Source organism: Advenella mimigardefordensis DPN7, from assembly GCF_000521505.1.
GTDB classification, from domain to species: domain Bacteria; phylum Pseudomonadota; class Gammaproteobacteria; order Burkholderiales; family Burkholderiaceae_B; genus Advenella; species Advenella mimigardefordensis.
Genome location: NZ_CP003915.1, coordinates 3,892,848 through 3,916,993, shown reverse-complemented (window position 1 = coordinate 3,916,993; position 24,146 = coordinate 3,892,848). Strand labels below are relative to the sequence as shown.

At 53.5% G+C, this 24,146-nt stretch carries 18 protein-coding genes; 9 read left to right on the top strand and 9 right to left on the bottom strand.

From position 1 onward, the window contains the following. Positions 1 to 51 precede the first annotated feature (51 nt). From MIM_RS17975 to MIM_RS17965, 3 genes are all read right to left on the bottom strand, one after another. On the bottom strand, positions 52 to 1,668 hold the full coding sequence (locus MIM_RS17975) for a sigma-54 interaction domain-containing protein (RefSeq protein WP_025374150.1): 1,617 nt from the start codon (positions 1,666 to 1,668) through the stop codon (positions 52 to 54). Positions 1,669 to 1,983: 315 nt separating this feature from the next. Continuing rightward, positions 1,984 to 2,829 carry an NAD-dependent epimerase/dehydratase family protein gene (locus tag MIM_RS17970; RefSeq protein WP_025374149.1) on the bottom strand — a complete coding sequence of 282 codons (846 nt, stop codon included), beginning with the start codon at positions 2,827 to 2,829 and terminating at the stop codon, positions 1,984 to 1,986. A gap of 60 nt (positions 2,830 to 2,889) precedes the next feature. Then, a complete protein-coding gene (locus MIM_RS17965) occupies positions 2,890 to 3,459 on the bottom strand; it encodes a TetR/AcrR family transcriptional regulator (RefSeq protein ID WP_025374148.1) in 570 nt (189 codons plus the stop codon). A gap of 168 nt (positions 3,460 to 3,627) precedes the next feature. Here MIM_RS17965 and MIM_RS17960 point away from each other — a divergent pair, with 168 nt between their 5' ends. Then, the gene (locus tag MIM_RS17960) at positions 3,628 to 4,362 is read left to right on the top strand and encodes an SDR family NAD(P)-dependent oxidoreductase (RefSeq protein WP_025374147.1); all 735 of its coding nucleotides are present in this window, start codon (positions 3,628 to 3,630) and stop codon (positions 4,360 to 4,362) included. 197 nt (positions 4,363 to 4,559) lie between these two features. Here the strand turns inward: MIM_RS17960 and MIM_RS22250 are convergent, their stop codons facing one another. Then, positions 4,560 to 5,018 (bottom strand): DUF302 domain-containing protein, encoded by a 459-nt coding sequence (locus MIM_RS22250; protein ID WP_025374146.1) that lies wholly within the window; start codon positions 5,016 to 5,018, stop codon positions 4,560 to 4,562. 446 nt (positions 5,019 to 5,464) lie between these two features. Here MIM_RS22250 and MIM_RS17950 point away from each other — a divergent pair, with 446 nt between their 5' ends. The 7 genes from MIM_RS17950 (at position 5,465) to MIM_RS22660 (ending at position 17,281) form a co-directional block, all read left to right on the top strand. Beyond that, positions 5,465 to 7,567: a type VI secretion system Vgr family protein gene (locus MIM_RS17950; RefSeq protein WP_025374145.1), complete on the top strand. Its 2,103-nt coding sequence runs from the start codon at positions 5,465 to 5,467 to the stop codon at positions 7,565 to 7,567. An 11-nt stretch (positions 7,568 to 7,578) separates the two neighbouring features. Further along, positions 7,579 to 8,592, top strand: a complete 1,014-nt coding sequence (locus MIM_RS17945) for a DUF4123 domain-containing protein (RefSeq protein ID WP_084459035.1) — start codon at positions 7,579 to 7,581, stop codon at positions 8,590 to 8,592. A 54-nt stretch (positions 8,593 to 8,646) separates the two neighbouring features. Then, on the top strand, positions 8,647 to 9,822 hold the full coding sequence (locus tag MIM_RS17940; protein ID WP_025374143.1) for a glycoside hydrolase family protein: 1,176 nt from the start codon (positions 8,647 to 8,649) through the stop codon (positions 9,820 to 9,822). Between the two features lie 17 nt (positions 9,823 to 9,839). After that, on the top strand, positions 9,840 to 10,361 hold the full coding sequence (locus tag MIM_RS17935) for a hypothetical protein (protein WP_144084681.1): 522 nt from the start codon (positions 9,840 to 9,842) through the stop codon (positions 10,359 to 10,361). A gap of 326 nt (positions 10,362 to 10,687) precedes the next feature. Then, positions 10,688 to 16,660 carry a type VI secretion system tip protein TssI/VgrG gene (gene tssI, locus MIM_RS22245; protein WP_025374141.1) on the top strand — a complete coding sequence of 1,991 codons (5,973 nt, stop codon included), beginning with the start codon at positions 10,688 to 10,690 and terminating at the stop codon, positions 16,658 to 16,660. Between the two features lie 10 nt (positions 16,661 to 16,670). After that, a complete protein-coding gene (locus MIM_RS17925) occupies positions 16,671 to 17,006 on the top strand; it encodes a hypothetical protein (RefSeq protein ID WP_158318751.1) in 336 nt (111 codons plus the stop codon). Between the two features lie 8 nt (positions 17,007 to 17,014). Continuing rightward, positions 17,015 to 17,281 (top strand): PAAR domain-containing protein, encoded by a 267-nt coding sequence (locus MIM_RS22660; RefSeq protein WP_084459034.1) that lies wholly within the window; start codon positions 17,015 to 17,017, stop codon positions 17,279 to 17,281. 662 nt (positions 17,282 to 17,943) lie between these two features. Here MIM_RS22660 and MIM_RS17915 read toward each other — a convergent pair. From MIM_RS17915 to MIM_RS17895, 5 genes are all read right to left on the bottom strand, one after another. Beyond that, positions 17,944 to 19,248: an acyl-CoA dehydrogenase family protein gene (locus MIM_RS17915; RefSeq protein WP_025374138.1), complete on the bottom strand. Its 1,305-nt coding sequence runs from the start codon at positions 19,246 to 19,248 to the stop codon at positions 17,944 to 17,946. A gap of 15 nt (positions 19,249 to 19,263) precedes the next feature. Next, positions 19,264 to 20,661: an NtaA/DmoA family FMN-dependent monooxygenase gene (locus MIM_RS17910; protein ID WP_025374137.1), complete on the bottom strand. Its 1,398-nt coding sequence runs from the start codon at positions 20,659 to 20,661 to the stop codon at positions 19,264 to 19,266. A gap of 30 nt (positions 20,662 to 20,691) precedes the next feature. Then, on the bottom strand, positions 20,692 to 21,675 hold the full coding sequence (locus MIM_RS17905; protein ID WP_042071722.1) for an NrtA/SsuA/CpmA family ABC transporter substrate-binding protein: 984 nt from the start codon (positions 21,673 to 21,675) through the stop codon (positions 20,692 to 20,694). Positions 21,676 to 21,988: 313 nt separating this feature from the next. Then, positions 21,989 to 22,708: an ABC transporter ATP-binding protein gene (locus MIM_RS17900; protein WP_025374135.1), complete on the bottom strand. Its 720-nt coding sequence runs from the start codon at positions 22,706 to 22,708 to the stop codon at positions 21,989 to 21,991. Next, positions 22,705 to 23,586, bottom strand: a complete 882-nt coding sequence (locus MIM_RS17895; protein WP_025374134.1) for an ABC transporter permease subunit — start codon at positions 23,584 to 23,586, stop codon at positions 22,705 to 22,707. Before MIM_RS17895 ends, MIM_RS17900 begins: the two co-directional genes overlap by 4 nt. 179 nt (positions 23,587 to 23,765) lie before the next feature. On the opposite strand from MIM_RS17895, the gene MIM_RS17890 reads away from it, so the two are divergent. Beyond that, positions 23,766 to 24,059: a contact-dependent growth inhibition system immunity protein gene (locus tag MIM_RS17890; protein ID WP_025374133.1), complete on the top strand. Its 294-nt coding sequence runs from the start codon at positions 23,766 to 23,768 to the stop codon at positions 24,057 to 24,059. Positions 24,060 to 24,146 lie beyond the last annotated feature (87 nt).

Genomic DNA, 24,146 nt, shown 5'->3' with positions numbered 1-24,146 from the left:
GTAAGGGCCTGGATTGTAAACAGGCCCTTTTTTACAAATATTGGCGTGCGATCAGAGTCCCATTTTCTGCATGCGGTAGGTTAGTTGCCGTACCGTTAATCCGAGATTCTGCGCAGCCCGGGATTTATTGCCGCCCGCCAGTCGCACCGCTTCCAGCAAGGTCTGGCCGGAGTGTGAGTTTACGCTGGCGTAAGGTCGTATGACAGTTGGCAACGATTCTGGTGGCGCATGGATGGGCAGGTGGTTCACGGCTGAGGCTGGCGATGGCGATGGCGATGGCGATGGGGCATCGACTCTGTTGATGCTCATGAAGGGTTTCAGATCATCTGCCGTCAGGACGAGTTTGTCGGACAGCAGCACCATGCGCTCCATGACATTTGAAAGTTCCCGTATGTTGCCGGGCCAATGGTGGTTCTGCAATAGGGTGAGCGCATCCGGCTTCAGATTGAGATTACGCTGATTGGCCTGATTAAACTTGTTCAGAAAATGCAGGGCCAGTGCCGGAATATCGCTTTTGCGCTCTGCCAGCGAAGGAAGCTGAATCGGAATCACATTCAGGCGGTAATACAAATCTTCCCGAAAGCGGCCGTTTTGTACCTCCTGGCCCAGATTCCGATTGGTGGCAGCAACCAGGCGCACATCAATCTTCAGTTCCTGTTTACCTCCCAGGCGCGTAATCGTGCCTTCCTGCAATGTGCGCAATAATTTGCCCTGCATGCTCAACGGTAGCTCGCCGACTTCATCCAGAAAAATCGTGCCTTCATCTGCCTGTTCAAATAACCCCTTGCGCTGTGTGGTGGCACCCGTAAATGCACCTTTTTCGTAGCCAAACAGCTCGCTCTCGAACAGCGATTCGGGAATGGCCGCGCAATTGACCTTGATAAACGGCTTGTCCTGACGCGGGCTGGCCAGATGCAGCGCCCGGGCAAACAACTCCTTGCCGGTACCGGATTGTCCCAGCAGCAACACGCTTGCCGTGGAGTCTGAGACCCGTTCCAGTTCGGAAATGGCCCGGAACAGCTCGGGTGAATTGCCCACGATGCCGTAATGCGAAATGTCATAATGACTGCCGTGCAGCAGCTGATTATAATGTTCCAGCTCGCGATTTTTTTCTTCGATATGCCCTTCAAGATGCATCAGCTGACCAATGTAAGTGACCAATATGCGAAGAATGGTCAGATCATCGGCCAGTGCGCGCGAACGCGTGCGGATGCGGTGGCAAACCAGCGCCCCTTTGACCTGCTGTCCGACCGTAATCGGCAAGGCAATAAACGCGACATGCTCCTGCGGCAAATGCCTGCGTTCAACGGAACGAAAAAGAAACAAAGGCTCGTTATCGATGTCCTGCACGACGGCAAGCTGGCCGGTTGCCAGTACGCGCCCGGTAATGCCTTCGCCAAAGGCATAGACGCCTTTTTCCGCTTCCTCGCGGGTCAGGCCATATGAATAGCGGATTTTGCCCTCCCTTGCGCCTGGGGTTTGCAGCACGATACGGCCGCGATTCAGGCCTAACAACTCCGATAGCAGATGCAATATCTCTTTATACACGGCTTCATAAGAGAATTTTTTATCGGAAAGCGCAATGATATTCTGCAGCAACAGCATTTCCTGGGAGCGCCAGTACGCTGGGCCATCGTCGTCGGTTGGGGTAGGGGGCGCTTGAGACATGGATAGGTTATATGCCGAAAAGACGGTTGATCGCTAACAGTACACAATGGATATCATTGGCTTTTGTTCTACCTGTTTACATGAGCAAAAGCTGTGCCAATGCGGATGCGAGGGGTGCCATGACTGTAGATGCACGCGTCAGAGGCTGGATTGTGGCGCTTTAGAGGGAAATATCATGCTTGTGGTGAGCCTCGCACCAATCGGGTGATGATTGCACCGCAATGGGAAGGTAGACGGCGCTACTCGCGCGTCAGATGCTGTATTTGATACCGTTCGCTTACGGGTAACGGATGGTGGCGCTGCTCCGGATAGTGATCAGGCCTGTTGCTTCGCATACCACTCCAGCGCATTCGGCCACGTCGGCTCCCAGCCACTGGCCCGTAACCGCGCGTTCGACAGCCGCTTGCCACTAGGCGGCCGTATCTGTCGGGCGGGAGCGGGGGCGCCTAGTAACTTCGCCAACTCGTCATAGAACTGTGCGGTTGGCATTGGGCAATCATCTGTACCAATGTAAAGGGGTTGGGGGTTGGGGACCGTCAGCAAATGTGCACAAGCCTGCGCCGCATCGTCAATATGAATTCGGTTCGCCCAATGGCCGGGTCCGTCGGGTGCGGTGATCGTGCCGGCCTGCAATCCTTTCAGCAATTGCTGTCGCCCCGGACCGTATAAGCCCGATAGCCGCAGTGCAACGCCTGCGCCCGGCGCCAGCGAAGCATGCAGAGCCGCTTCCGCCTCCAGCAGTGCGCTGGCTCGAAAGTTCGTTTGCTGCACGGGGGTGTTCTCATCGACCCACTCATCTGATGGTGCCCAGACGGCGGAGGAACCCACCAACACGCAGCGCTGAAGCTTTTTCAGGCAAGAGGGAGGCAGGCTATTGAGCAGTCCTGGCAGACCAAGCGAGTAAACGCCCGCGTAGTGCTCTATCGTCCTGCTGTCTGGCGATGGGGCATATAGAACATGGGTGACCGCTGAGAATTCGTCCGCCCCCAGAAAGGACAGGCTTTCCTGGTTCAGCAGATCAGCCTGTCGCCAGGAAATGGTGTTCTCGTGAGCGGACGCTACCTTGCTGCGGCGCAGGCCAATGCACCGCCAATGGGCCGGATCCAGCAGTCGTGCTGTTCGTTCACACAGGTCGCCGCCGACGAGCAGGAGTGTATTCATATAGGGTACTTTATGACGTATGTATTCAATTGAGCATCAGATAATTGGCCGTACGAGTATTCAAGCGCTGTGCCCATCCCCCGGCCGATTCGTCACAATTGCACTCGCAATAAGCTCAAAAAAATAATCTCCCCTTGGCGCGAATGCCGCCTGTTCACCAATCCAGCCGAGTCCCGACATCAGGGCGAACAGGTCGGCTCCCTGCATATCTGTGCGTGCCGTGCCTTCAGTCTGGGCGCGCTGCAATAGTCGCGCGCCGGCTTCGTGTACCGCTGCACAGGAAGCGTGCAGCCCCGATTCCGGGTCTTCGTTGGCGCTGGCTATCAAGTCCACCACACCACGATAGATTTGAACAAACGCCACTCCTTCGCGAAACCAGGAAACGAGCGCGACGTCGGCAGGAGACGAGGCTTCCAGTTCAACCGCCTTTTGCGTGAGGGCGTCCAGATTCTCACGGAGCAAGGCATCGAACAGGGCTTCCCGAGTCGGAAAGTGGCGCAGCAGGGTGGCTAATCCCACGTCCGCCCGGCGCGCGATTTCGCGCATGGACGCGTCGGCGCCATGTTCGGTGACCACCTCATGTGCGACGGAAAGAAGACGATCGTAATTTTTTCTGGCATCTGCCCGCATAAAGACCCTTGACAAGCGGATCACTGATCCGTATTTTAATTAAACGGATCACTGATCCATATATTTAAATCGTGATTCAGATATTATTCGGATCACCGATCCATAAAATACCGCACATTTGTGCAAATTGGAACCAAAACGTGGCTTTGCGCCACAAAAGGAAAGATGATGGGCAAGTTAGAAGGCAAAGTGGCCGTGGTCACAGGCGGATCCAGCGGCATGGCGCTGGCCAGTGCGAAGCGGTTTGTTGAAGAAGGCGCCTATGTTTTTATTACCGGTAGAAGACAGGAAACGCTGGACGAGGCGGTTCGGCTGATTGGCCGAAACGTGACCGGCGTGCGCGGGGATGCATCTAATCTGGACGATCTGGATCGCCTGTTCGATACCGTCAGACAGGAGAAGGGCAGTATCGACATTCTGTACGCCAGCGCCGGCACCGGCGAAGCCGTCCCGCTGGGAGAGATTACAGAGCAGCATTTTGATAACACATTCAATCTGAATACGCGCGGCACGCTGTTTACGGTGCAGAAGGCGCTGCCGCTGTTCAACGATGGGGGGTCTATTTTCATGACCGGGTCTATTGCCTCGATAAAAGGTTTTCCCGGGTTCAGCGTGTATGCGGCCAGCAAGGCGGCGCTGCATGCTTTCGCACGCGGCTGGCTGAACGAACTGAAGGACCGGAAAATCCGGGTGAATGTGCTTAGTCCCGGGCAGATCGCCACGCCGATTCAACAGCAAGTCTTTGACGAAGACGCGATGCGGCAGATGGAGACGCTGATTCCTCGCGGCAAGATGGGGGACCCGGAGGAAATCGCGACCGTGGCGCTGTTTCTCGCCTCCGACGATTCGCGCTTTGTGAACGGGGTGGAGTTATATGTTGACGGTGGTACGGCGGCCATCTGACGATACGCTGAAAAGTTACATTCAACGCATCGCGTTGAACGGCCTGTAGTTGGCGTTGGCGATCTTATTATGCGCTATTCAATTTTTGATTTTGCTTCTGTAGCCAACGTGTTTGAGCGTTTGCAGGAAAGAGCATTCAGGTGAGCTTTGCCAGTCGGCACCCACCCGGGATATCGCTTTGCGGTCGATCGTAAGCGCTACTGCTGCATAACCAGTTTTTGCACCAACTTTTCCGCCTGGCCCAGCGCCTCGCCATCCTGAACTGGCAACTGCAGATTATTAAACGCTGTTTGATACGGATGCATAATGACATTGACCCCGCTCTGATCCTGATTCACCAGGACTCTTAACGGCAGGTCAAGTGCCAGGGCCGGATACTTCACCATCAGCGGTGTTCCGGCTTTGGGATTACCAAAAATAATCACCTTGGTCGGCGGCATTGTGAGGCCGGCATTTTTTGCTGCCTCGGCATGGTCAATAACGGCGAAAACAGACATTCCTTTGTCTTTTATCCCGCTCTCCAGTCTTGATACGGTGTCCTCAAAGGAGTACGCACTTTTAAATTGATGGGGCGATTGCGCAGACGCGCTATTTGAAAGAATACTCATACCGATAATTGAAGTCGCGACCAAAATTCGCTTGAAGGTGGATAACACAGGGCATCTCCGTATAAAGTTAATTTACTAAATCAGACCAATACAAAAATCTATAACTTTTCTGAAAATTCAGGAACGGGTCAGCGACCGATTTTAGCCTGATTTTCATTAATCGAAGGGGTTATCCTGGCGTCGAAATGATTGAATTAATGGCGCTTTTTAATTTATCGCCGCATTTTTTATAACAGTACGGGTTCTCGGGTCCGATGTGATTTATCCTCCAGGAAATGGCTGGCCGGCATTGTCAATACGGGTTTATTGCAGTTGTTATGTTTACATTGTCCTGAATTCATTGAAATATTTGACTGGTCATGTTAATGAAATAGTTTGTAAAAATACACATTCACCCGGTCTGGCATCTTTATAATGCGTTTGGCTGTTTCTAAATGAATAAAAACATTTCTACATAAGAAGGGGCGGGTTCAAAGCAAGCCCGCCACAGTTGGATGTCTGCGAATACGAATATATTAAGCATAATCAACCCCGATCGTCTGGTCGGGGTTTCTGTTGCGGGTGATGATAATGCCGAATTCCTGTTTGACGCCATGCAAGGCACAGATGGGATGTCTACACTTTCCGACTATACGGTAAGACTGCTGCATCGCTCGATGCAGGTGGATGTCCGGTCATTGCTGGGTAAATCCCTGACATTGACCGTCGACACCGCAGCCGCTCCGCGTTATATCAACGGTGTGATCGCCAGCTTTGCGCTGGTGGGTCAGGAAGGGGATGTCGAGCGTTACTTCGTGTACGAAGCGCGCGTAGTGCCCTGGTTCTGGCTGGCGACGCATAAGAAAGAATTCCGTATCTATCAGAACCAGTCTGTGCCAGAGACCATCAAGCAGGTGCTGTCACCTTATGGTCATGCGTTCGAATTCGATTTGGTAGAAAGCTACGCCCTGCGCGTCTATTGCGTGCAGTATGACGAGACTGATTTTCAGTTTGTGAGCAGGCTGCTGGAAGCCGAGGGCATTCATTATTACTTTCGTCATGAACAGGACAAGCATACGCTGGTCATGAGCGACGAAGTGCAAAGTCACAAGCCAGTGGACGGCTATGAACACGTGCCGTATTTCACTGAAGACAAGCTGACACTGCCTCAGCAGGACTACATGACCCATGTGGCCGTATTTCAGGACCTACGTCCTGGGCAATACACCACCAACGACTATAACTTCACTACCCCGCGCGCCGATCTGGCTGCGCGCCAGCAGATCAAGCTGGAGCACGAACATAACCAAGCTGAAGTGTATGAATGGCCGGGCAATTACGGGGATGACCCCCTGGGTGAGCGTTATGCACGCCAGCGCATGCAGGAACAACATCACGTTCGAGATACGAGGACATTGCGTAGTACTGCACGAGGCGTAGCTACCGGTTCTCTGTTTAACCTGGTGCGCTGCCCGCGATCAGAAGAGAACCGCGAGTATCTGGTGCTGGGCACCCGCTATGATTTAAAAGAAAACAACTACCACTCGGTCAGCTCACCCGAAGAAGCGAAACAGAATGGCCGCCGTTGCGTGTTCGATCTGACCGTGCAATGCACCACCTTGCCATTCCGTCCGCCACGCACGACGCGCAAGCCACGTACCCTGGGGCCGCAAACGGCCGTGGTGGTGGGGCCTGAAGGCAAAGAGATCTGGACCAATGAATATGGTCAGGTCAAGGTGCATTTCCATTGGGATCGTTACGATAAGAAAGACGAGAACAGCTCGTGCTGGATTCGGGTCTCAAGCAGCTGGGCCAGTGGCAATTTTGGCGCAATCCAGGTACCTCGCATCGGCGATGAAGTGATTGTGGATTTCCTGAACGGAGATCCGGATGCGCCGATTATCACCGGCCGTGTGTATAACGCGGCAAACATGCCACCCTGGTCGTTGCCGGAGAACGAGACCCAGATGGGGATTTACTCGCGGTCTACGCCCGATGGCAATTATCATACGGCCAATGCGATCCGCTTTGAAGATAAAATGGGTCAGGAGCAGGTCTGGATTCATGCCGAACGCAACCAGGATATTGAAGTTGAGCGTGATGAATCCCATTGGGTGGGGCATGATAGAAAAAAAGAGATTGGCAATGACCAGTCTGAGCGGGTTGGCAGCAACAATAAGGTGTCTGTTGGGATGACCAACTCCCGCAGTGTCGGCGTGGCTTCGACCGAGCAGGTTGGCGTGTTCAAGTCCACGTTTGTTGGGGTTGACCAACTGGTTGTGGTGGGCGGCAATAAACAGGAAATGGTTGGCAACAGCCTGAATTATCTGGCTGGCGAAAATATCGCTATCGAAGCGGGTAAAACATTTGAAATAAAGGCAGGTGAAAAATTCCGCATCAAGGTGGGCGATACCCGTCTTGAAATGGATAAGAGCGGAATGGTGGTGATTACGTCGCCACAGACGACGATTGTAAAAGGGGGCGACGCCCAGTTCACGATCGGTCCGGGTACGATTCTGCATTCTCCCGATCTGGTCAAAGGCAAGGCTGCGGTACCGCCGTCGCAATGTCTGCAGGCCATGGCGGCGCAACGCTCGCCTTTTGTTAAGGTCGGCTAGAGAAACAGACCATGAGAGAAGAGCAAAAATCAGGTGCGGGCGCGATGCCCGGACAGGCAGACCGTGATGCCTCCTTGCCAACTGAAATAGCGGCATTTTTTGATCAGATTACCGCGATGCCCAGGCCCGTTTGGGCGGTAGTGGACGGCGCACGCTATGGGGATTTGTCTCTGCAGCTGGAACAGGCCGGTCTGTCGGGCCGCTCGCTGTTTCTGGAACATGCCGACGAGCAGGTGGAACGCATGGGCGGCTGGCTGGTGCCGGTGCAGCAGCGTGAAGATCTGGAATCGCTTTATGGCCTGGCGCGGGAAATCGACAGCATGGTGTTCTGGTCCTGCGCTGCGGGAGAAGAGGCGCTGTACCGGCATTTGCGCAGTATTAATATGGTGATGATCCCTGATGATGAGCCAGCGCCGGAGAGCGAGGCAGCAGCAGGTGCTGCTGATGAGGCTGATTCAGCTGACGGCGCGCAGCCGCCTGCCAGCCCGGGCTTGCGAGAGCAAAGTGTGATGTTCAGGCATTACGACCCCTCGGTACTGGCCTCGTTTTTACCCTTGTTGAATGCGGGGCAGTTTGCCCGCCTGCTGGGGCCGGCCACTTATCTGATGATGTTTGCCCCGGATTACGGTGGTGCGCGTTCGGTGCCGCGCCCGGATAACTTGCCTATTTCACCACGCGGGCCGTTGCGCTTCAGTGAACAGCAGATGCAGGAGCTGGAGCAGGTGCGGGTGGACGCGTCACAGGTGAAAATTGTGCAGTTTCTGCGTCGCAATGACAGTCAGCATACGGCCAAAATGAACGATCACGAACTGATGCGTTTTGTCGCCAATGCCGATATAAAAGGCCGGGCTCTGGGTTTGCGCTCCGAGCGTGCACTTGGTTACTGGGCGTGGCTGTTGCTGGGTAGCAATGGTGCATTTGCTGAGCAGCCCTTTACCCGGGAGTATCTGCAGGGCTATCCGGAAGATGGCTCTCCGGACGATAAGATTTACAAACTGATGGACAATCTGGCACAAGCGAATTGAGCGCGCGAATGCCTGACGATAGACTATTTCACGAATAAGAGCGGCAATACATACATGGCAGATGCAACCACGACCCCCGGTAATATTCCTGCGTCGATTCAACCTGACCTTTTGCGATGGGGCAATTTAACTGGCCCCAACTACTCCTCGCCTGCCATGCGTCTGGCTGCCAATGCCACAGAGGCCGGCTCCTTTACTGTGGCCAATACCGCGCAAACCGTGGCCGATGGCCAGGCTACTCTGACGACAGCGACGGCAGCGCCGTGTGCGACCTGCAAAAAGGACGGTGCCTACAGTATTGCATTCGAAATTAAAGATGCCGATGGTAACTTGTGTAAAAAACGCAAGGACGATACCAAAGGCATGAACTATACGGTCAAATATAAAGTATCCGGTGAAGTCTATCGTGGTTCGACGGATGAAAATGGCCTGACCGAGCGCTATTTTACGGCCGACAAAACCGAGACTCTTTATTTTTACCTGGGCCATCGCACCGATGATGACGGCTATCCCACGGCGCAGACTGAGACAGCCAATCAGACCGACGAGGCACCGCTAACGGCGAAGGCCTATGCAGTGGCGCCAATAGCCGACAAAAAAATTGAGAAATTGACCACCGTGCGCAAGTGGAAACCATGGAAGGCCTCTGATAACTATACGAGCCTGATTGAAGGCGCTGAAGGGCGCGAAGCCAAGCAGTATCCGTCTGTCGAAGGCGGTAACGATACCATTGGGATTGGTCATAAGATTACCGACGCGGAAATTGCCAGCAAGCGCTTTACCCAGGGTGATTGGGCGCAGCCGCTGTCCGATGCGAAAATGAATGAACTGCTGCAGGAAGACATCAAGAAAAACGGCGGCAATCGCATCGAGCGCGAGGTGTTTGTGCCGCTATATGCGTACGAGGTTGATGCGATTCTGGATCTGGGATTCAATGGCGGGCCCGGCGCGCTGACAGCCAATGCGGCCTCGATTTATTCTCATGATGGTACTAAAAACCCCAAGAACACCAATCGCCAGAACCTGGGCGAGTTGTTGAATCGCGGTCGCTATTCGATGGTCCCGGCCTATCTGGAGTCGCACTATAATACCTCGAACAGTGTCTGGGTGGCTGGCGTGCAGAACCGACGCGATATGGATGTGCGCATGTTCTCTGGTGACCAGACCAATGGCTATACCCTGATGCAAAATCACACTACCCGCCATCCGGCGCATAACGACAACCCCTGATTTCGGAGCGTTTGACTATGAGATTATCGTCTGTATTTTTCCGACGCGTTATAACTGGTGCAATCATGGCCGTGCTGCTGGGCTGCGCCAGCGTTGCCTCCGGGGAATACAGAATTGATACCCTTGCCAAACCCGTTACCCTGAAGGCGATCCCGCGTTCAGATAACGGCAAACTGGTGGGCATGGAAGTTGAACTGGGCAATTCGTATCTGCGCTATCACGCCTTTGAAGGGAAACTGGCGCTGCAGTATGTTGGCCGCTTTGATGCCAGCCGCCTGCCAGCTGCCAAACAAAAACGCTACAGCCATGGCATGACGGACGGCGCCATCTATCAGGTAGAGAATGCGAGCCAGTTTCTTGCAGAGAATCAGGAACGTTTGTTTCTTGGTCCCGACGTGACACCCACCTTTATTACGATTCAGAATGGGGAATATGTTGATGGAAAACCAGCGGTCTGGGTTTGTGTTCTGTCTTCGGAAAGTATGAAACAGTATTACGAAACGCAAATCGGTCACGAACGTTGCGACGCGTTCCGGTAGATTACCCTCGCTAACTCTGATTCTGATGTCGTTATAATCGAGTTAACCGAATTTATCTATTTGTTTCCAAATATTATGCAAGTGAGTATTGTTGCCAAAGTCGACGGTGGGTTCACCGTCACGGAAAGTGGTTATCAGGCATAGCATGCAGCGAAGGCATTGTTCTCAAACGGATTAGATCAACCACATTCAGCTTATTGAAAGAGTTTGTAAAAATATGCAGCTGTCCACTATTGCAACTTTATAATGAATGTGAGTGGTTGTTTCTCAATAAATAAGAATATTTCTGCATAAAAGGGGCGGGTGAACGCAAGCCTGCATGTTTGATGTCCGCGAATACAAAAATATTAAACGTGATCAACCCTGACCGGCTGATCGGGGTTTCCATTGCGGCTGAAAATGCCGAATTCCTGTTTGACGCCATGCAAGGCACAGATGGGATGTCTACGCTTTCCGACTATACCGTCAGACTGCTGCATCGTTCGATGCAGGTGGATGTCCGGTCATTGCTGGGTAAGTCCCTGACGCTCACTATCAACACCGCAGCCGCCCCGCGCTATATCAACGGCGTGATTGCCAGTTTTGCGCTGGTAGGTCAGGAAGGCGATGCGGATCGCTACTTCGTCTATGAAGCGCGCGTGGCACCTTGGTTCTGGCTGGCGACCCATAAGAAAGAATTCCGTATCTATCAGAACCAGTCTGTGCCAGAGACCATCAAGCAGGTGCTGTCACCCTATGGTTATGCGTTTGAGTTTGACTTGGTAGAAAGCTACGCGCCACGCGTCTATTGCGTGCAATATGACGAGACTGATTTTCAGTTTGTGAGCCGGCTGCTGGAAGCTGAAGGGATTCATTATTACTTTCGTCATGAACAGGACAAGCACACGCTGGTGATGAGCGATGAAGTGCAAAGCCACAAGCCTGTGGATGGCTATGAGCATGTGCCGTATTTCACTGAAGATAAGTTGACATTACCGCAGCAGGACTACATGACTCATGTGGCGGTGTTTCAGGACCTGCGTCCCGGACAGTACACCACTAACGACTACAACTTTACGACGCCTAAGGCTGATCTGGCCGCGCGCCAGCAGATCGAGCTGGAGCATGAGCATAACCAGTCGGAAGTATATGAGTGGCCGGGTAACTACGGGGATAATCCGTTAGGCGAGCGCTATGCCCGTCAACGCATGCAGGAACAGCATCACATTCGCGATACTAAAACGTTGCGCAGCACCGCCCGAGGTGTGGCAACCGGCTCGCTGTTCAACCTGATTCGCTGTCCGCGTACAGAAGAAAACCGCGAATATGTCGTTCTGAGTACGCGCTACGATCTGAAGGAGAACAACTACCATTCAGTAAGTTCACCTGAGGAAGCCATACAAAACGGCCGGCGCTGCGTGTTCGATCTGACCGTGCAATGCACCACCTTGCCATTCCGTCCGCCACGCACGACGCGCAAGCCACGTACCCTGGGGCCGCAAACGGCCGTGGTGGTGGGGCCTGAAGGCAAAGAGATCTGGACCAATGAGTATGGTCAGGTCAAAGTGCATTTCCATTGGGACCGCTATGACAAGCGTGATGAGAACAGCTCCTGCTGGATTCGGGTATCGAGTGCATGGGCCAGCGGTAACTTCGGCGCAATCCAGGTGCCTCGCATCGGCGACGAGGTGATAGTAGATTTCCTGAACGGAGACCCGGACGCACCGATCATTACCGGCAGGGTCTACAACGCAGCGATGATGCCGCCCTGGACGCTACCGGATAACGCCACGCAGATGGGTCTGTATTCACGCTCATCCCCAGGTGGGAGTTATGACACGGCCAATGCGATTCGTTTCGAAGACAAGAAAGGGCAGGAACAGCTATGGATCCATGCCGAACGGGATCAGGACGTTGAAGTTGAACACAATGACACGCTGACCGTTGGCAACAACAAGACTGATAAAATACGCTGGCACTGGAAGCTGCATACCGGCGGCTATAAGCAGGAGACGGTGGATCTGGCTTCGGTACAAAGCGTTGGTCTGGGCAAAATGATGAATGTCGGCCTGGCCTATAACGTGAACGTGGGCGGTCTGTACCTGCGCAATATCGGTCTGCAGATGGCCAGTACCGTGGGTATGGACAGGACCGACAGGGTGGTACAAAGCTGGACCTCAGACGTTGGGCATGTGTATTCGGTGACGGTGCGCGGCAAGGCGGTCCAAACAGCAGTACAAAAAGAACAGGAACAACCGCTACTTGCGACGCCGTATTTTCAACCGCAATTGCCCGGCGAAGTGGAAAGCTCAGACGCCAACCAGATCCGGATTACCGATAGCGGCCAGGCGAGCTTGTCAGGTGCTCAATATGCCAAGCTGATTGGCCCGGGTGGCGTTATCACAATTGACGAAGCCGGAATCCGCATCCGGGGTAAAGGCATTTACTTGCAGGCACCGATCATCAGTATGACGGGGGGCGATGCGCAAGGGCTGGTGCCGGTTACTGAGGCCGACGCCGCTGAATGCGCCAAACGCACGACATCGCAGCATCCTGTGGATGTGGCCACCGGGCAGAAGATACTGGTTGCCGAAGATTTTGTATTGCCGGGGCGTTTGCCGATTCGCTGGAACCGGATGTATCGCAGTGCCGATCAGCGCCAAGGATGCCTGGGCGTGGCGTGGAAACTGCCTTATTCAACTGAAATCAGGCAGGGCACGGCGGGGCTGGTGTATTTTGATGCCGATGGCCGCCAATTGAACTTCCCGGATCTGGCAGTTGGTGAGGAACATTTCCATCCGATTGAGAAATACACGCTGCAACGTATTGAAGATCATGCCTCGCAGTCGCGCTACATCATTCGTTTTATCAATGGTAATGAAGAACATTATGAACGGCATTCCAAAGCGTCTAAACGCTGGCGCTTGCATCGAGTAACGACGCGTGACGGACAGTGGCTGGAGTTGAAGTACACTGCTGCAGGAGGACTGGAGTATGTGCGCAACAACCGGCATACGGTGCGTTGTGAACTGGATGCGCAAGAGCGGATTGTGGCCTTGCATCTGGTTGGTGATGAACACGGACAGCCGCTGGCTCGTTATGCCTATGATGAGCAAGGCGATCTGGTTCGCGCCGCTGATCGGGGTGGCCGCGTTTGGCGTTACCGATATACACATCATCTGCTGAACGAGTATCGTACGCCTTCGGGCGCCGTGCACGTTTCGGAATGGGATGGCGATACGCCACAGGCAAAGTGCGTGCGCACCTATGCCTATGCGGAGAATGCGGCAGCGCCGGGTGCAAAGCCAATGATTACGCGCGATACACGCTTTACGTATCTGCCGGCTTCCAAAATGACGCAGGTTACCGATGGGCTGGGCAACACAACGGAGTATCACTACAACGGCTTGTGGGCAGTCGATCGGGTGACACATCCGGATGGTAGCGTGGAGCAGATTCATTTTGATGAAACAGGCAGCATCTCTGGTCGTACGGACGAGTTGGGACGCAGCACGCGGTTGGTGAACAACGCGGCAGGCAGCCCGACATCCATGATCGACGCGGCAGGGAACGTAACCAGCCTATCCTATAACGCACAGAATCAGCCCGTGCAGATTACCGATCCGGCAGGCCATGTGTGGCAGCGCAGTTATGACGAAGCGGGCAATCTGGCGAGCGAGACCGATCCACTGGGCCATAGCACGAGCTATGCCTATGCCAATGGCCTGCCGGTCTCGCGTACCGATGCCAAAGGTAATATCACAAAGACGCAATGGGATGACGCCGGACAATTGGCATCCCAGGTTGATTGCTCGGGGAATACATCCAGTTATAAATATGACAAGCTTGGCCAGATCGAAACAGCAACCAATGCTGCAGGACAGTCAACTCATTATCAGTGGAATAATGCCGGGCAAATGGAACGGAGTCAAACCTCGGATCAGGGCAGCTGGAGTACTGAGTACGATAGAGCCGGTAGACCTGTCGTACAAAAAAACGCCTTAGGTAATTCCGTACATACGCAATGGAACGTGTATGATCAGCCGGTTGTTGTTACAGACCATACCGGTAGACGAACGAGCTATGCCTACGACGAATTAGGGCGCGTTACTGGTGTAACCAATGCGAAGGGCGAGACAATGTCATTTGTCTATGATTCGCGAGGTCGCTTAATCGAGCAGACAGGATTTGATTCGCGCCAGCAATCTTACAGATTCAACGCGGCGAGTGAACTTATAGAACGAATTGAGCATGGGCAGGACGGTCAACTCGTTACGCGGATAATTTATGATGCGGTCGGGCGCGTCATTGAACGCCAATTCGCCGATGGTAGTCAGGATAGCTATCGTTATGATCCGCGAGGACTCCTGCTTCAGGCCAGAGCGGTGAAGCCCGGGCAGCCTGATAGTCAGATGACATTCGAGCATGATGCAGCAGGCAATTGCATCGCCGAAACCCAGTCACATCAGGGGCATGTCGTGCGTCTTACGCATGTGCTGGACGCTCTGGGCAAGAGGGAGTCGACGCATATACCTGCAGTTGGGACGTTGACCTTGCAGCGCTATGGTTCCGGCCATGTGCATGGTGTGCTGCTGAATCAGGAAACATTAGCGGCCTTTGAACGTGATCCCCTGCAACGCGAGGTGGCTCGTACACAAGGAATGGTAAGACATCATTGGCAACGCAATGAGGCAGGTCAGCTGACCGGGCACTTGTGGCAGAGTTTTGATGACCGCGGCAATCTGGTTGATACCCCTCGTCCCTGGAGAACCTGGGAATATGACAAGGCCGGCCAGCTGACATCACTCAATGACATTTATCGTGGTCATAAAATTTTTCAGTACAACTCACAAGCACGTCTGGCCGAAGTGACACGCTATTTGCAAGGCAAGGTCCATCAGACTGAAACGTTTCGCTACGATGTGACAGGTAATCTGCTGACCGACTCGGCTAATCTGGAGCGGACATTGTCTGAACAAAAAATGGTACAGCAGAGTAAGGGTGATCGACTGTCTGCTTTCCTATCTTCCAGAAAAAACAGTCTTGTTAGCTATACCTATGATGGCCACGGAAATCGTCGTTCGTCTACACTCTCTTCGCTTGTGGCCATGGAGAATAAGCCGGGATTGATCATGGCGAATTTTGATCCCGATGTCGGTAACGACATTGATCAGACGGGCGATGGTACGGAACTCGACAGCCAAACCACGCGTTATCAATATGATGCAGCTCACCAGTTAGTAGGTATCGAACACGCTGATGGTCGGAACACCCAATACCGATACGACGCATGGGGACGGCGCATTGCAAAACTGTGCCATGTGCCTGGGCAGCCGGTACGCACCACATATTTCGTGTGGGATGGAAACTGGATGATCCAGGAAATACAAAAAATAGAAGGCTCCGATACGGAAAAAAGGACTACGTATATCGCCCATCCTGACGGTATGGGGCCATTAGCAAGAGTGGTAAACGGCAAAACGCAATACTATGTAAATGATCATTTGGGTACGCCACAGGAAATCTACGACGAACATCGGCAGATCGTGTGGGCTGCTGACTATTCATCCTATGGGCAGATCGACCGTTTTATCGTAGGGCGGGAAGAAAATCCGATTCGCTTTCCCGGGCAATATTACGATGCCGAATCAGGGTTGCATTACAACCGTTATCGCTATTATGATTCCGATGCGGGGCGGTATATCAATCAGGATCCGATTGGTATCCAGGGCGGCATGAATGCTTACGCTTATGTACAGGGAAATCCTGTGCAAAGACAGGATCCCTTAGGGCTGATCACGTGGACGGGTGAAGGATATCAGGCGTCGGCCGGCGTTGTATCTGGCACGCATTATAAATTAAGATCTGAGTGCATCAACGGGCAAATGGCAAGAGTTGAAGTGCTTGCCGGTGGCGGCACCTATGGTCGTGGTCTTAATGTCGCGGCGCAAGGATTTGATACTTCTTTCGTAGACGGATTAGACCATATCGATCCGAACGTCTTTAACGGAGATTATAGCGAGGCAGGTGCCAATGTGTCCTTTATCAAAGGTATTGGCTTAGGAAGTGTTAAGCTTGGCGATGCGTACTCCGAGAGTTTACTCACTATCTATAAAAGAGGGTATTCAGCGGGCATTGGTTTTGGTGGCGGAGGGTCAAAAGTATTAAGCTCCCGAATGGAAAGTTGCCGCCCTGAATGTACTTCTTGCAAGAACACGGGTAAGGAAGCGCCACCCAACACGACCCCGTTGCCTCCGGATTTTGTTCCACCCGTCGTTCCCCCCAATGCAATCGGTCAGATGTTTGGTGGTGCCTGGTAATGAGATTTAAGTGATGATCTACTTTATTGCGGTTGTGGGCGTGGCTTTTCTGGTGTCGGCTGTTTATGCTCAGTCGGCGCTTTCCGGCTTGCTGGATTTCTTCAGAAATCGTCCGCCTTTGCTGGAGAAAACAGGCTCAATATCAGATTTATATTTCCTGTTTGATTTGACCAAGTGCAGATATGGTTTTGTGCATTATTTATTCAAACATCCTGTTCCGCCCAGAGAAATAGCAGAAGCCTTTCCCGACTACAGCCGGCTGAGGACTATTTCTAACGTTGTGTACGGATTGCATGTCTTGTTTGGCGTCGTCCTGATTACTTCGTTTGTGATACATCAATTTTGAACCTGAATATGTCTGATAATTACACTGCTCCGATAGCTGTACTGGGAAACCGAACTACTCATGGCGGAAAAATAATCACAGCGACGGCCGGGTTAACGATCGACGGCAGAAATGTTGCGCGTGTGGGCGATAAAGTCATGTGCCCGGAACATGGCGAAGTGTTTATTACAGACGGAGGGGCTGCCACGATTGAGGGTAGAAGATTAGCGCGCCACGGTAGCACGACTAGTTGTGGCGCCACAATCATTGTTGATGGCGGTGGACCCAGTTTGTAGCTCACTGATCCGGGTCAATACTGTATTTTGGATTACGGTCAATGGTGCTTTTATTGTCCGACGAGTGCTCTAAGCCTTGAAAATCAGGAATACATTGTGCAATGCCAGGCCAGAATGATTTACAGGCTCCATTCATATGACGCTTAAAAATTTCTACCGGGGAACTTTACTCCTGCCAATAGCGCTACCCTTATTTTTGTTGCTATTTAGCAGTACGTGGTTAAGTAAGTTTCTTTTCTTGTCTCTGGGCTTTTCGGGAGTTGAATACACAGTCTTTGCCATTGCGATGTTTTATCTCATCGGTAAATATCGAACCGATAGCAAAATAAGGCGATTGTTTTGGCTAACACCGCCAATTTTCGTCGTATTTGCTATTTGTGGCTGGTATTTACGGTTGTATATAGACAGGTTAACTAATCCGGCACTTATCGTCTCTTTCGATGCGTTTTTTATACTTTTATTTTATGGATTGTTGGTCGGCTACGGCTATTGTTTTTTTATTGAGTTGATCTATATGGGATTTCGATCACTCGGCTGGATCAAGCCACGGGATTGCGAATAACAGTCAAGGCAGCGGCAACCAGCCACCACAACGCAATCCCGCCAAAGCAAGCGCATCAGCGTCCTTGCTTAACCCCCTGAAAACAACTCATTTCCAACCATCAGAAGAACGCGCCCGTTGGTAAATCGGTCCCGTTCAGATAATGATCGCCCAGCACGCGTTCTTTGTAGATACGCGGGTTGTGCGAAGCGATCACTTTGATGTTGCGCCAGTGTCGGTCCAGCGCAGCCTGTGTGGATACGCCGCTACCACTGGCGACATCAATCAGCAGGCTGGCCAGTGTGGCAGCCGTTTCGTCAACAACCACTTTGGCCTCGGATGCGGCCAGTGTAGACAGGCGTGATGCCTCGTAAGCGTCTGGCGTGTTTCTGTGCTGCCAGGCATGATCCAGCGCATGGATGGCCCGATCTGTGCTGGCTATGGCGGCGCCGCGCCAGGCGGCGATACGTCCGATAGTCGACTGGATCTCGGGTTCCTGTGCCGGTAGCTCAGTGAGCCCATGGTAATAGTTGCGCGTGCGCTTGCCAACGAGCGCAAGGGCATCTGCCAGAATGCGGTCGATGACACCTGTAATGATCGTTGTCAGATAAACCTGATGGAAAGTGAAACCAAACAGGACGCGCGGTCCATGCGGCGTGTTCACGGTGGGGCGGGGCGGCGTATCGAACAAATCTTCCGGCGCAACATACACCCGGTCGAACACGGTGGTGCCTGATCCGGTCAGCTTCTGGCCAAAGCCGTGCCAGTCGTCGTCCAGGCGTACGCCCTCGGCCTGGGTAGAAACAAAGAATTGTTTGACCGCAGCAGAGTCTGGATCCGAGACTGAGGCCAGCAGATAATCAGCGTATAGATTGCCGGTCGAATAGATTTTAGTGCCGGAGATGCGCCAGCCAGGCTGTGTTGCGTCTTTTTCCAGTTGCGTGCCGGGGGTGCGTCCGACGGCGCCAGCAGGCTCACCGGTCAACTCATTAAAGGCCACACCCAGTGTCTTTCCGTCAGCAACTTGCGGCAGCAATCGAGCCGCGAAAGGCGTGTCGGGTGCGGCAAGATGTTGTTCAACGGCGAAGAAATGGTTCCGGAAAATATGGGCGATGTTTGGATCTGCACGAGCCAGGTCTCGCACCACAAAGAACAGTTCCGGTAACGTCACTCCTGAACCGCCCTGAGCCTGTGCAAGGCGCAGCGCACCGAAGCCCTGCGCTTTGATCTGCCTGGCTTCTTCCAGTGCCAGTCTATGCTGCACATCGCGCTCTGCTGCCGTTGCCGAAAATTGCTCGAATAGCGGCACGTACCCCAGTTTCTTCGTTATGTCATGCCAATCCAGCAAGGCTTCCTGAATCTGCGCTATGCGTGATTGCCGGGCTTCGGCCAGCGCGGCTTTTTCCTGTCGGTTTTCAGTATTCATCGTTAACTACTTTTCCTATGCGTCGGCTGTGGCCGATTCGGTTGAGCGGCTGGGCTGGTCGGTATCCGGGAGTGTGTGCGTGCTGGCACGTGCTGCGTCATAGTGATCCAGACCCAGATTCTCGCGCAATGTTGTGCCCTCATATTCGTGGCGGTATCGCCCGGCTTTCTGCAGTTCGGGAATAAGATGATCCACCACATCTTCCAGTCCGCTGGTTTGTACATCAATGTTCAGGTTGAAGCCGTCTGCGGCCCGATGGTCGAACCAGTGAATAATGTCTTTGGCAACCTGTTCCGGTGTACCCACAATCACACGATGACCGCCGACCAGATTGCCGCGTACGGCCTGGCGTACTGTCCAGTTGCGCAGCCGTGCCTCGTTCAAAATTTCCCGACGATGCCAGCGCGATGCAATGGGGACGTTGGGTTCTGCTGTGTTGATTTTCGCGTAGGGCAAGGGCTGATCAAAAGGCAGATCGTCCGGCTGCAGTGCCAGATGACGAGCCAGTTCACGGCGCAGGCCTTCATGATCCAGTTGTTCGTCCAGTTCATCCTTGCGTCGGTTTGCTTCTGCTTCGGTACTTCCAAGAATGGGGAACAGGCCCGGCATGACTAATAGCTGATCCGGATCGCGTCCGTAACCTCTGGCGAGTGCTTTGACATCGGCGTAAAACTTTTGTCCGTTCTCCAGAATGCGCTGGCCGGTAAACAGGGCATCGGCCCAGCGCGCACCGAAAGCTTTGCTATCCTCAGACTGTCCCGCCTGAAAAATCACCGGCCGTCCCTGAGGTGAAACGGGCGTAGACAGCACCCCGGCACTACGAAAATGGCTGCCCTGTACGTCAATCGGGCGCAGCTGTTGTTTATCCACGAAAATATTGCGTTTGGCATCGGCAATAACGGCCTCGTTGGGAAAAGAGTCCCAAAAACCCGTGACAATCCGCGCAAACTCTTCGGCGCGCTGATAGCGTTCGTTCTGCCCGAAGGCGTGATCAATGCCATAGGCGGCCTGGGCAACGGGCGCCTGACTGGTAATGATGTTCCAGGCCGCACGCCCTTTGGAAATATGATCCAGCGATGCAATTTGCCGGGCCACGGTATAAGGGTGCCCGAAAAGCGTGGTGGTGGTGACCACCAGACCGATATGCTGTGTGATCTGGCTGAGCGCGGCGTGCAATGTGAGCGGATCCAGCGCGCGCCACGGGCGGCTGTAGGCTTCGGCGACCAGCCCGCCTGGCCCGTCTGCCAGAAACAGTGCGTCAATCAGGCCGCGTTCGGCCACTTTTGCAATTTTTACGAACTCGTCGATATCCGTTGATAGCGCCGCGGGGTTGGCCAGGGTTTTCCATGCTGCGTCATGCCTGCCCGATGCCAGGACGTTAACGCCGAGCCGGATGTGTTTTCTTTCTGACATTGTCTTTCCTTTTTTAAGGGTCTTACTGCATCAGACGCGCACAACGTAGTCGGCGACGGCAATTTTCTTCGGAAGAATGGCTCGTTCAGCCAGCCAGTCGGCGGCGCGCTGGAATTCACGCAGGAATGCAGGATCATCTGCTTCATAGAATTTGTTCTGGCGGTTGTAAGCAATCAGGTGATCTCGGACTTCGTCGCTGTAGCCGCCTTCCTTTTGCGCCAGCGTTTCGGACTCTCGCGGATTGGCGTCTACCCATTTTCCTTCGTCATACCAGGCGTTAATTACCGCACGTACGAGAGCGCTGTTCTCTGTGGCAAACTTGCGCTGCGTGACGAGTGACGAATAATCAATCAGAAAATCCAGATCGGTGCCTTCAAAGAAAATATCCTTTGCATCAAACTTCACACGTGCAATATCCACGGCAGGAGACCACATGGACCAGGCGTCAACCTTACCCTGACCGAAGGCAGGTGCCGCATCAGGCGGATTCAGATAGACCACTTCAACAGACTTGCGATCCACGCCGTGTTTTTCCAGGGCGGCGACCAGCAAAAACTCGCCCAGGCCGGAGCGATTGACTGCGACTTTCTTTCCGGCCAGATCTTTGACCGAGTTGATGCCTGAGTCTTTTTTGACAATAATGGCCGTGCTGCGCGGATTGTAGACGTTGAACTGCGTAAACACCAGCGGTGACCCGGCAATAATGGCCGCCAGCGCTGGCGTTGTGCTGCCCCAGAAACCGAAATCGGCACTGCCACCCACCACAGCCTGCAGTGACGGCGCGTGGTTGGGGAAGGGGCCAACCCATTGCACCTTGATGTCCTGCGCCGCCAGCGTTTTCTCGAACTCGCCGCGTTCCCTTGCAACCAGTGTCAGACCGCCGCGCCCATAACCAACGCGGACTGTATCGGTATTGCGTGTTCCCTGAGCAAACCCGTCTTGCGGCAACAGCAATCCGCCCGTGCCCAGCATACCAAGAGAAAGCGCGCCCAGGCCGCCAGCGCCCAGCAGCATGCGACGGCGGCTAGCGCTGGCCAGTGTGGGTGAAGCGATCACAGATGAATTAACATCAGCGGCGCTGTTTGTACTAGTATGGGCAGACAGCCGGCTATCCGCGGGCGTGTCAGAGTCGCTGGTAATGGATGCAGAGGGAGGCAATGTGTGTTTCATAAAGTGTTCCGATTCGGCCTGTACTGTAAACAGAGAGTAAGTAGATTAAAAAAATTGATATTTCAAATGCAATCAAGTACGGACGTGCCGAGGCAGCCCTGCGCTTGCTGTGCAAGCAGGTCAACCAATGTATGGATAGGCGCGCTGAAGAATTACTTCAGGCGGCGGTCTGCAACTGCGAGATATCCACCCCAAGCGCCTGCAGGAGTTCCAGACGCAGGCTGGCACGTGCTTTCTGGTCTGAATGCTGGGTGAGATAGGTTTGTGCAATCTTGCCGTTGCGCATGACGAGAATGCGATCGGCCAGGTCGATGGCTTCGTCCACATCGTGCGTCACCAGCAGTACGCCGGGGGTGTGGCGCTGTACCAGTTCCTTGACCAGTACATGCATTTTGATGCGGGTCAGGGCATCAAGGGCGGCAAACGGTTCATCCAATAGAAGCAGGCGGGGCTCGCGCACCAGCGCACGCGCAAGGGCGACCCGTTGCGCCTGACCTCCCGAGAGGCTGCGTGGCCAGTCGTTTTCCCGGCCTTGCAGTCCCACTTCGCGCAACGCGGAGATCGCCTGAGTTTTACCGGACGCATCGTCCATTCCCAGCGCGACATTACGCCACAGCGGCCCCCAGGGCAGCAGTCTATGTTCCTGGAACACAACGGCCGGATGCGTGGGGCCGTCAATGGTGCCGGCATCGATCTCATCGAGTCTGGCCAATGCTCTAAGTAATGTGGTTTTGCCGCAGCCGCTTTCGCCAAGCAGGGCCACGAACTCACCCGACTCGATATCCAGATCCAGATGATCGATAATGACGCGCTCGCCATACTGACGGCGCAAACCGCGAGTGCTGACTGCTAGACGGGAAGTAGGCTGGGTACTCATTTACTGCTATCCTTGTCGTAGTTGGGATGCCAGGCCAGCAGCCTGCGTTCAAGCGCCCGGGCAACGCTGTCTGCGACCACGCCAATAATGGCGTAAATCAGAATGGTCAGCACAATCACATTGGTCTGCAGAAATTCGCGTGCATCCATGGCCAGAAAACCGATGCCCCTGTTGGTCGCAACGGTTTCTGCAATAACAAGTGCGAGCCATGCAACGGCCAGTGCGTAGCGCACGCCGGTGAGAATAGACGGCATGGCGCCCGGCAGAATGATCCGACGTACCAGCTCACGCCTGCTTAAACCGGTCACGCGACCCAGCTCCAGCAATTTTGGATCAACCTGGCGAATGCCCAGTATGGTATTGATATAAATAGGAAACATCACGGCCAGGGCAACCAGGAAAATCTTGCCGGACTCATCCACGCCGAACCAGACAATCACCAGCGGCAGCAACGCCATGAACGGCACGGCGCGAATCATTTGCACAGAGCGGTCCAGTACAGCTTCGGCCAGGCGTGAGAAGCCCACGGCCATACCCAAGGAAAACCCAATTACACCGCCAATCACAAAACCAACAGCAGCGCGCGCAAGGCTATAACCCAAATGAACAAGTAGCGTGCCGTTCTGCGTCAGTTCAATTGCTGTTTGCGCCACGCTGCTGGGTGCGGGCAGAATTTGCGGCGCGATGTAGCCGATGCGGGAAAGCAGTTCCCAGATGGCCAGAATCAGCACTGGTACAATCCAGGAGATGGCCTGTAATTGGCGTGGCGATAGGCTGGCGCTTTTGAGGGTGGACGCCTTTTGCGCCACACCGCGTTCCTGGCCTTCACGAACGCGAGGGCGGGGAGCAGGCGACGAGATAACTTCTGAAGAAGACATAGCAGATGCACAATACGAATAGTTGCGCATTGAACAATTGCAATGCGCTGTGAGATTAATCACACTATAAACTGTGTGCTGGCTGTCGCTTAAATACTATATTATTATTTTAATATGCGATGTTTGAGTTAAGCGCGAAGTCTACAGGGCGATGGCGTACACCGTGAAGGTCAGGCAATATGAATCATTATCCACACATCAGAAATTTGCTAGACGCCTACCTGAATATGGACGTTGATACGATTGCTGGAACGGATGAGCCGGATGAAATCATTCAATATTATGTTCTGGATACATCCAAACCTGTACTTGAAGAATTAGTCGACGAGCTTGATCATTTTGAAGAAAGCAACGGCCAGAATCTGGATGACATGTTTGAAAAGGAATTTTCGCCGGAAGTAGATATCGCGGATATTCGTGAATTTTTTAATGATTTGAGAACAGCGATTCAGAAATATTTGAGTCAATCCTAAAAACGGAAATTCGCTTGCGGAGCACCTTGTTATTGTCTGCTTGTGGCTTCGTGAAGTTTTCGGGTAGGTGCGCCGGTGTTTGTTGCC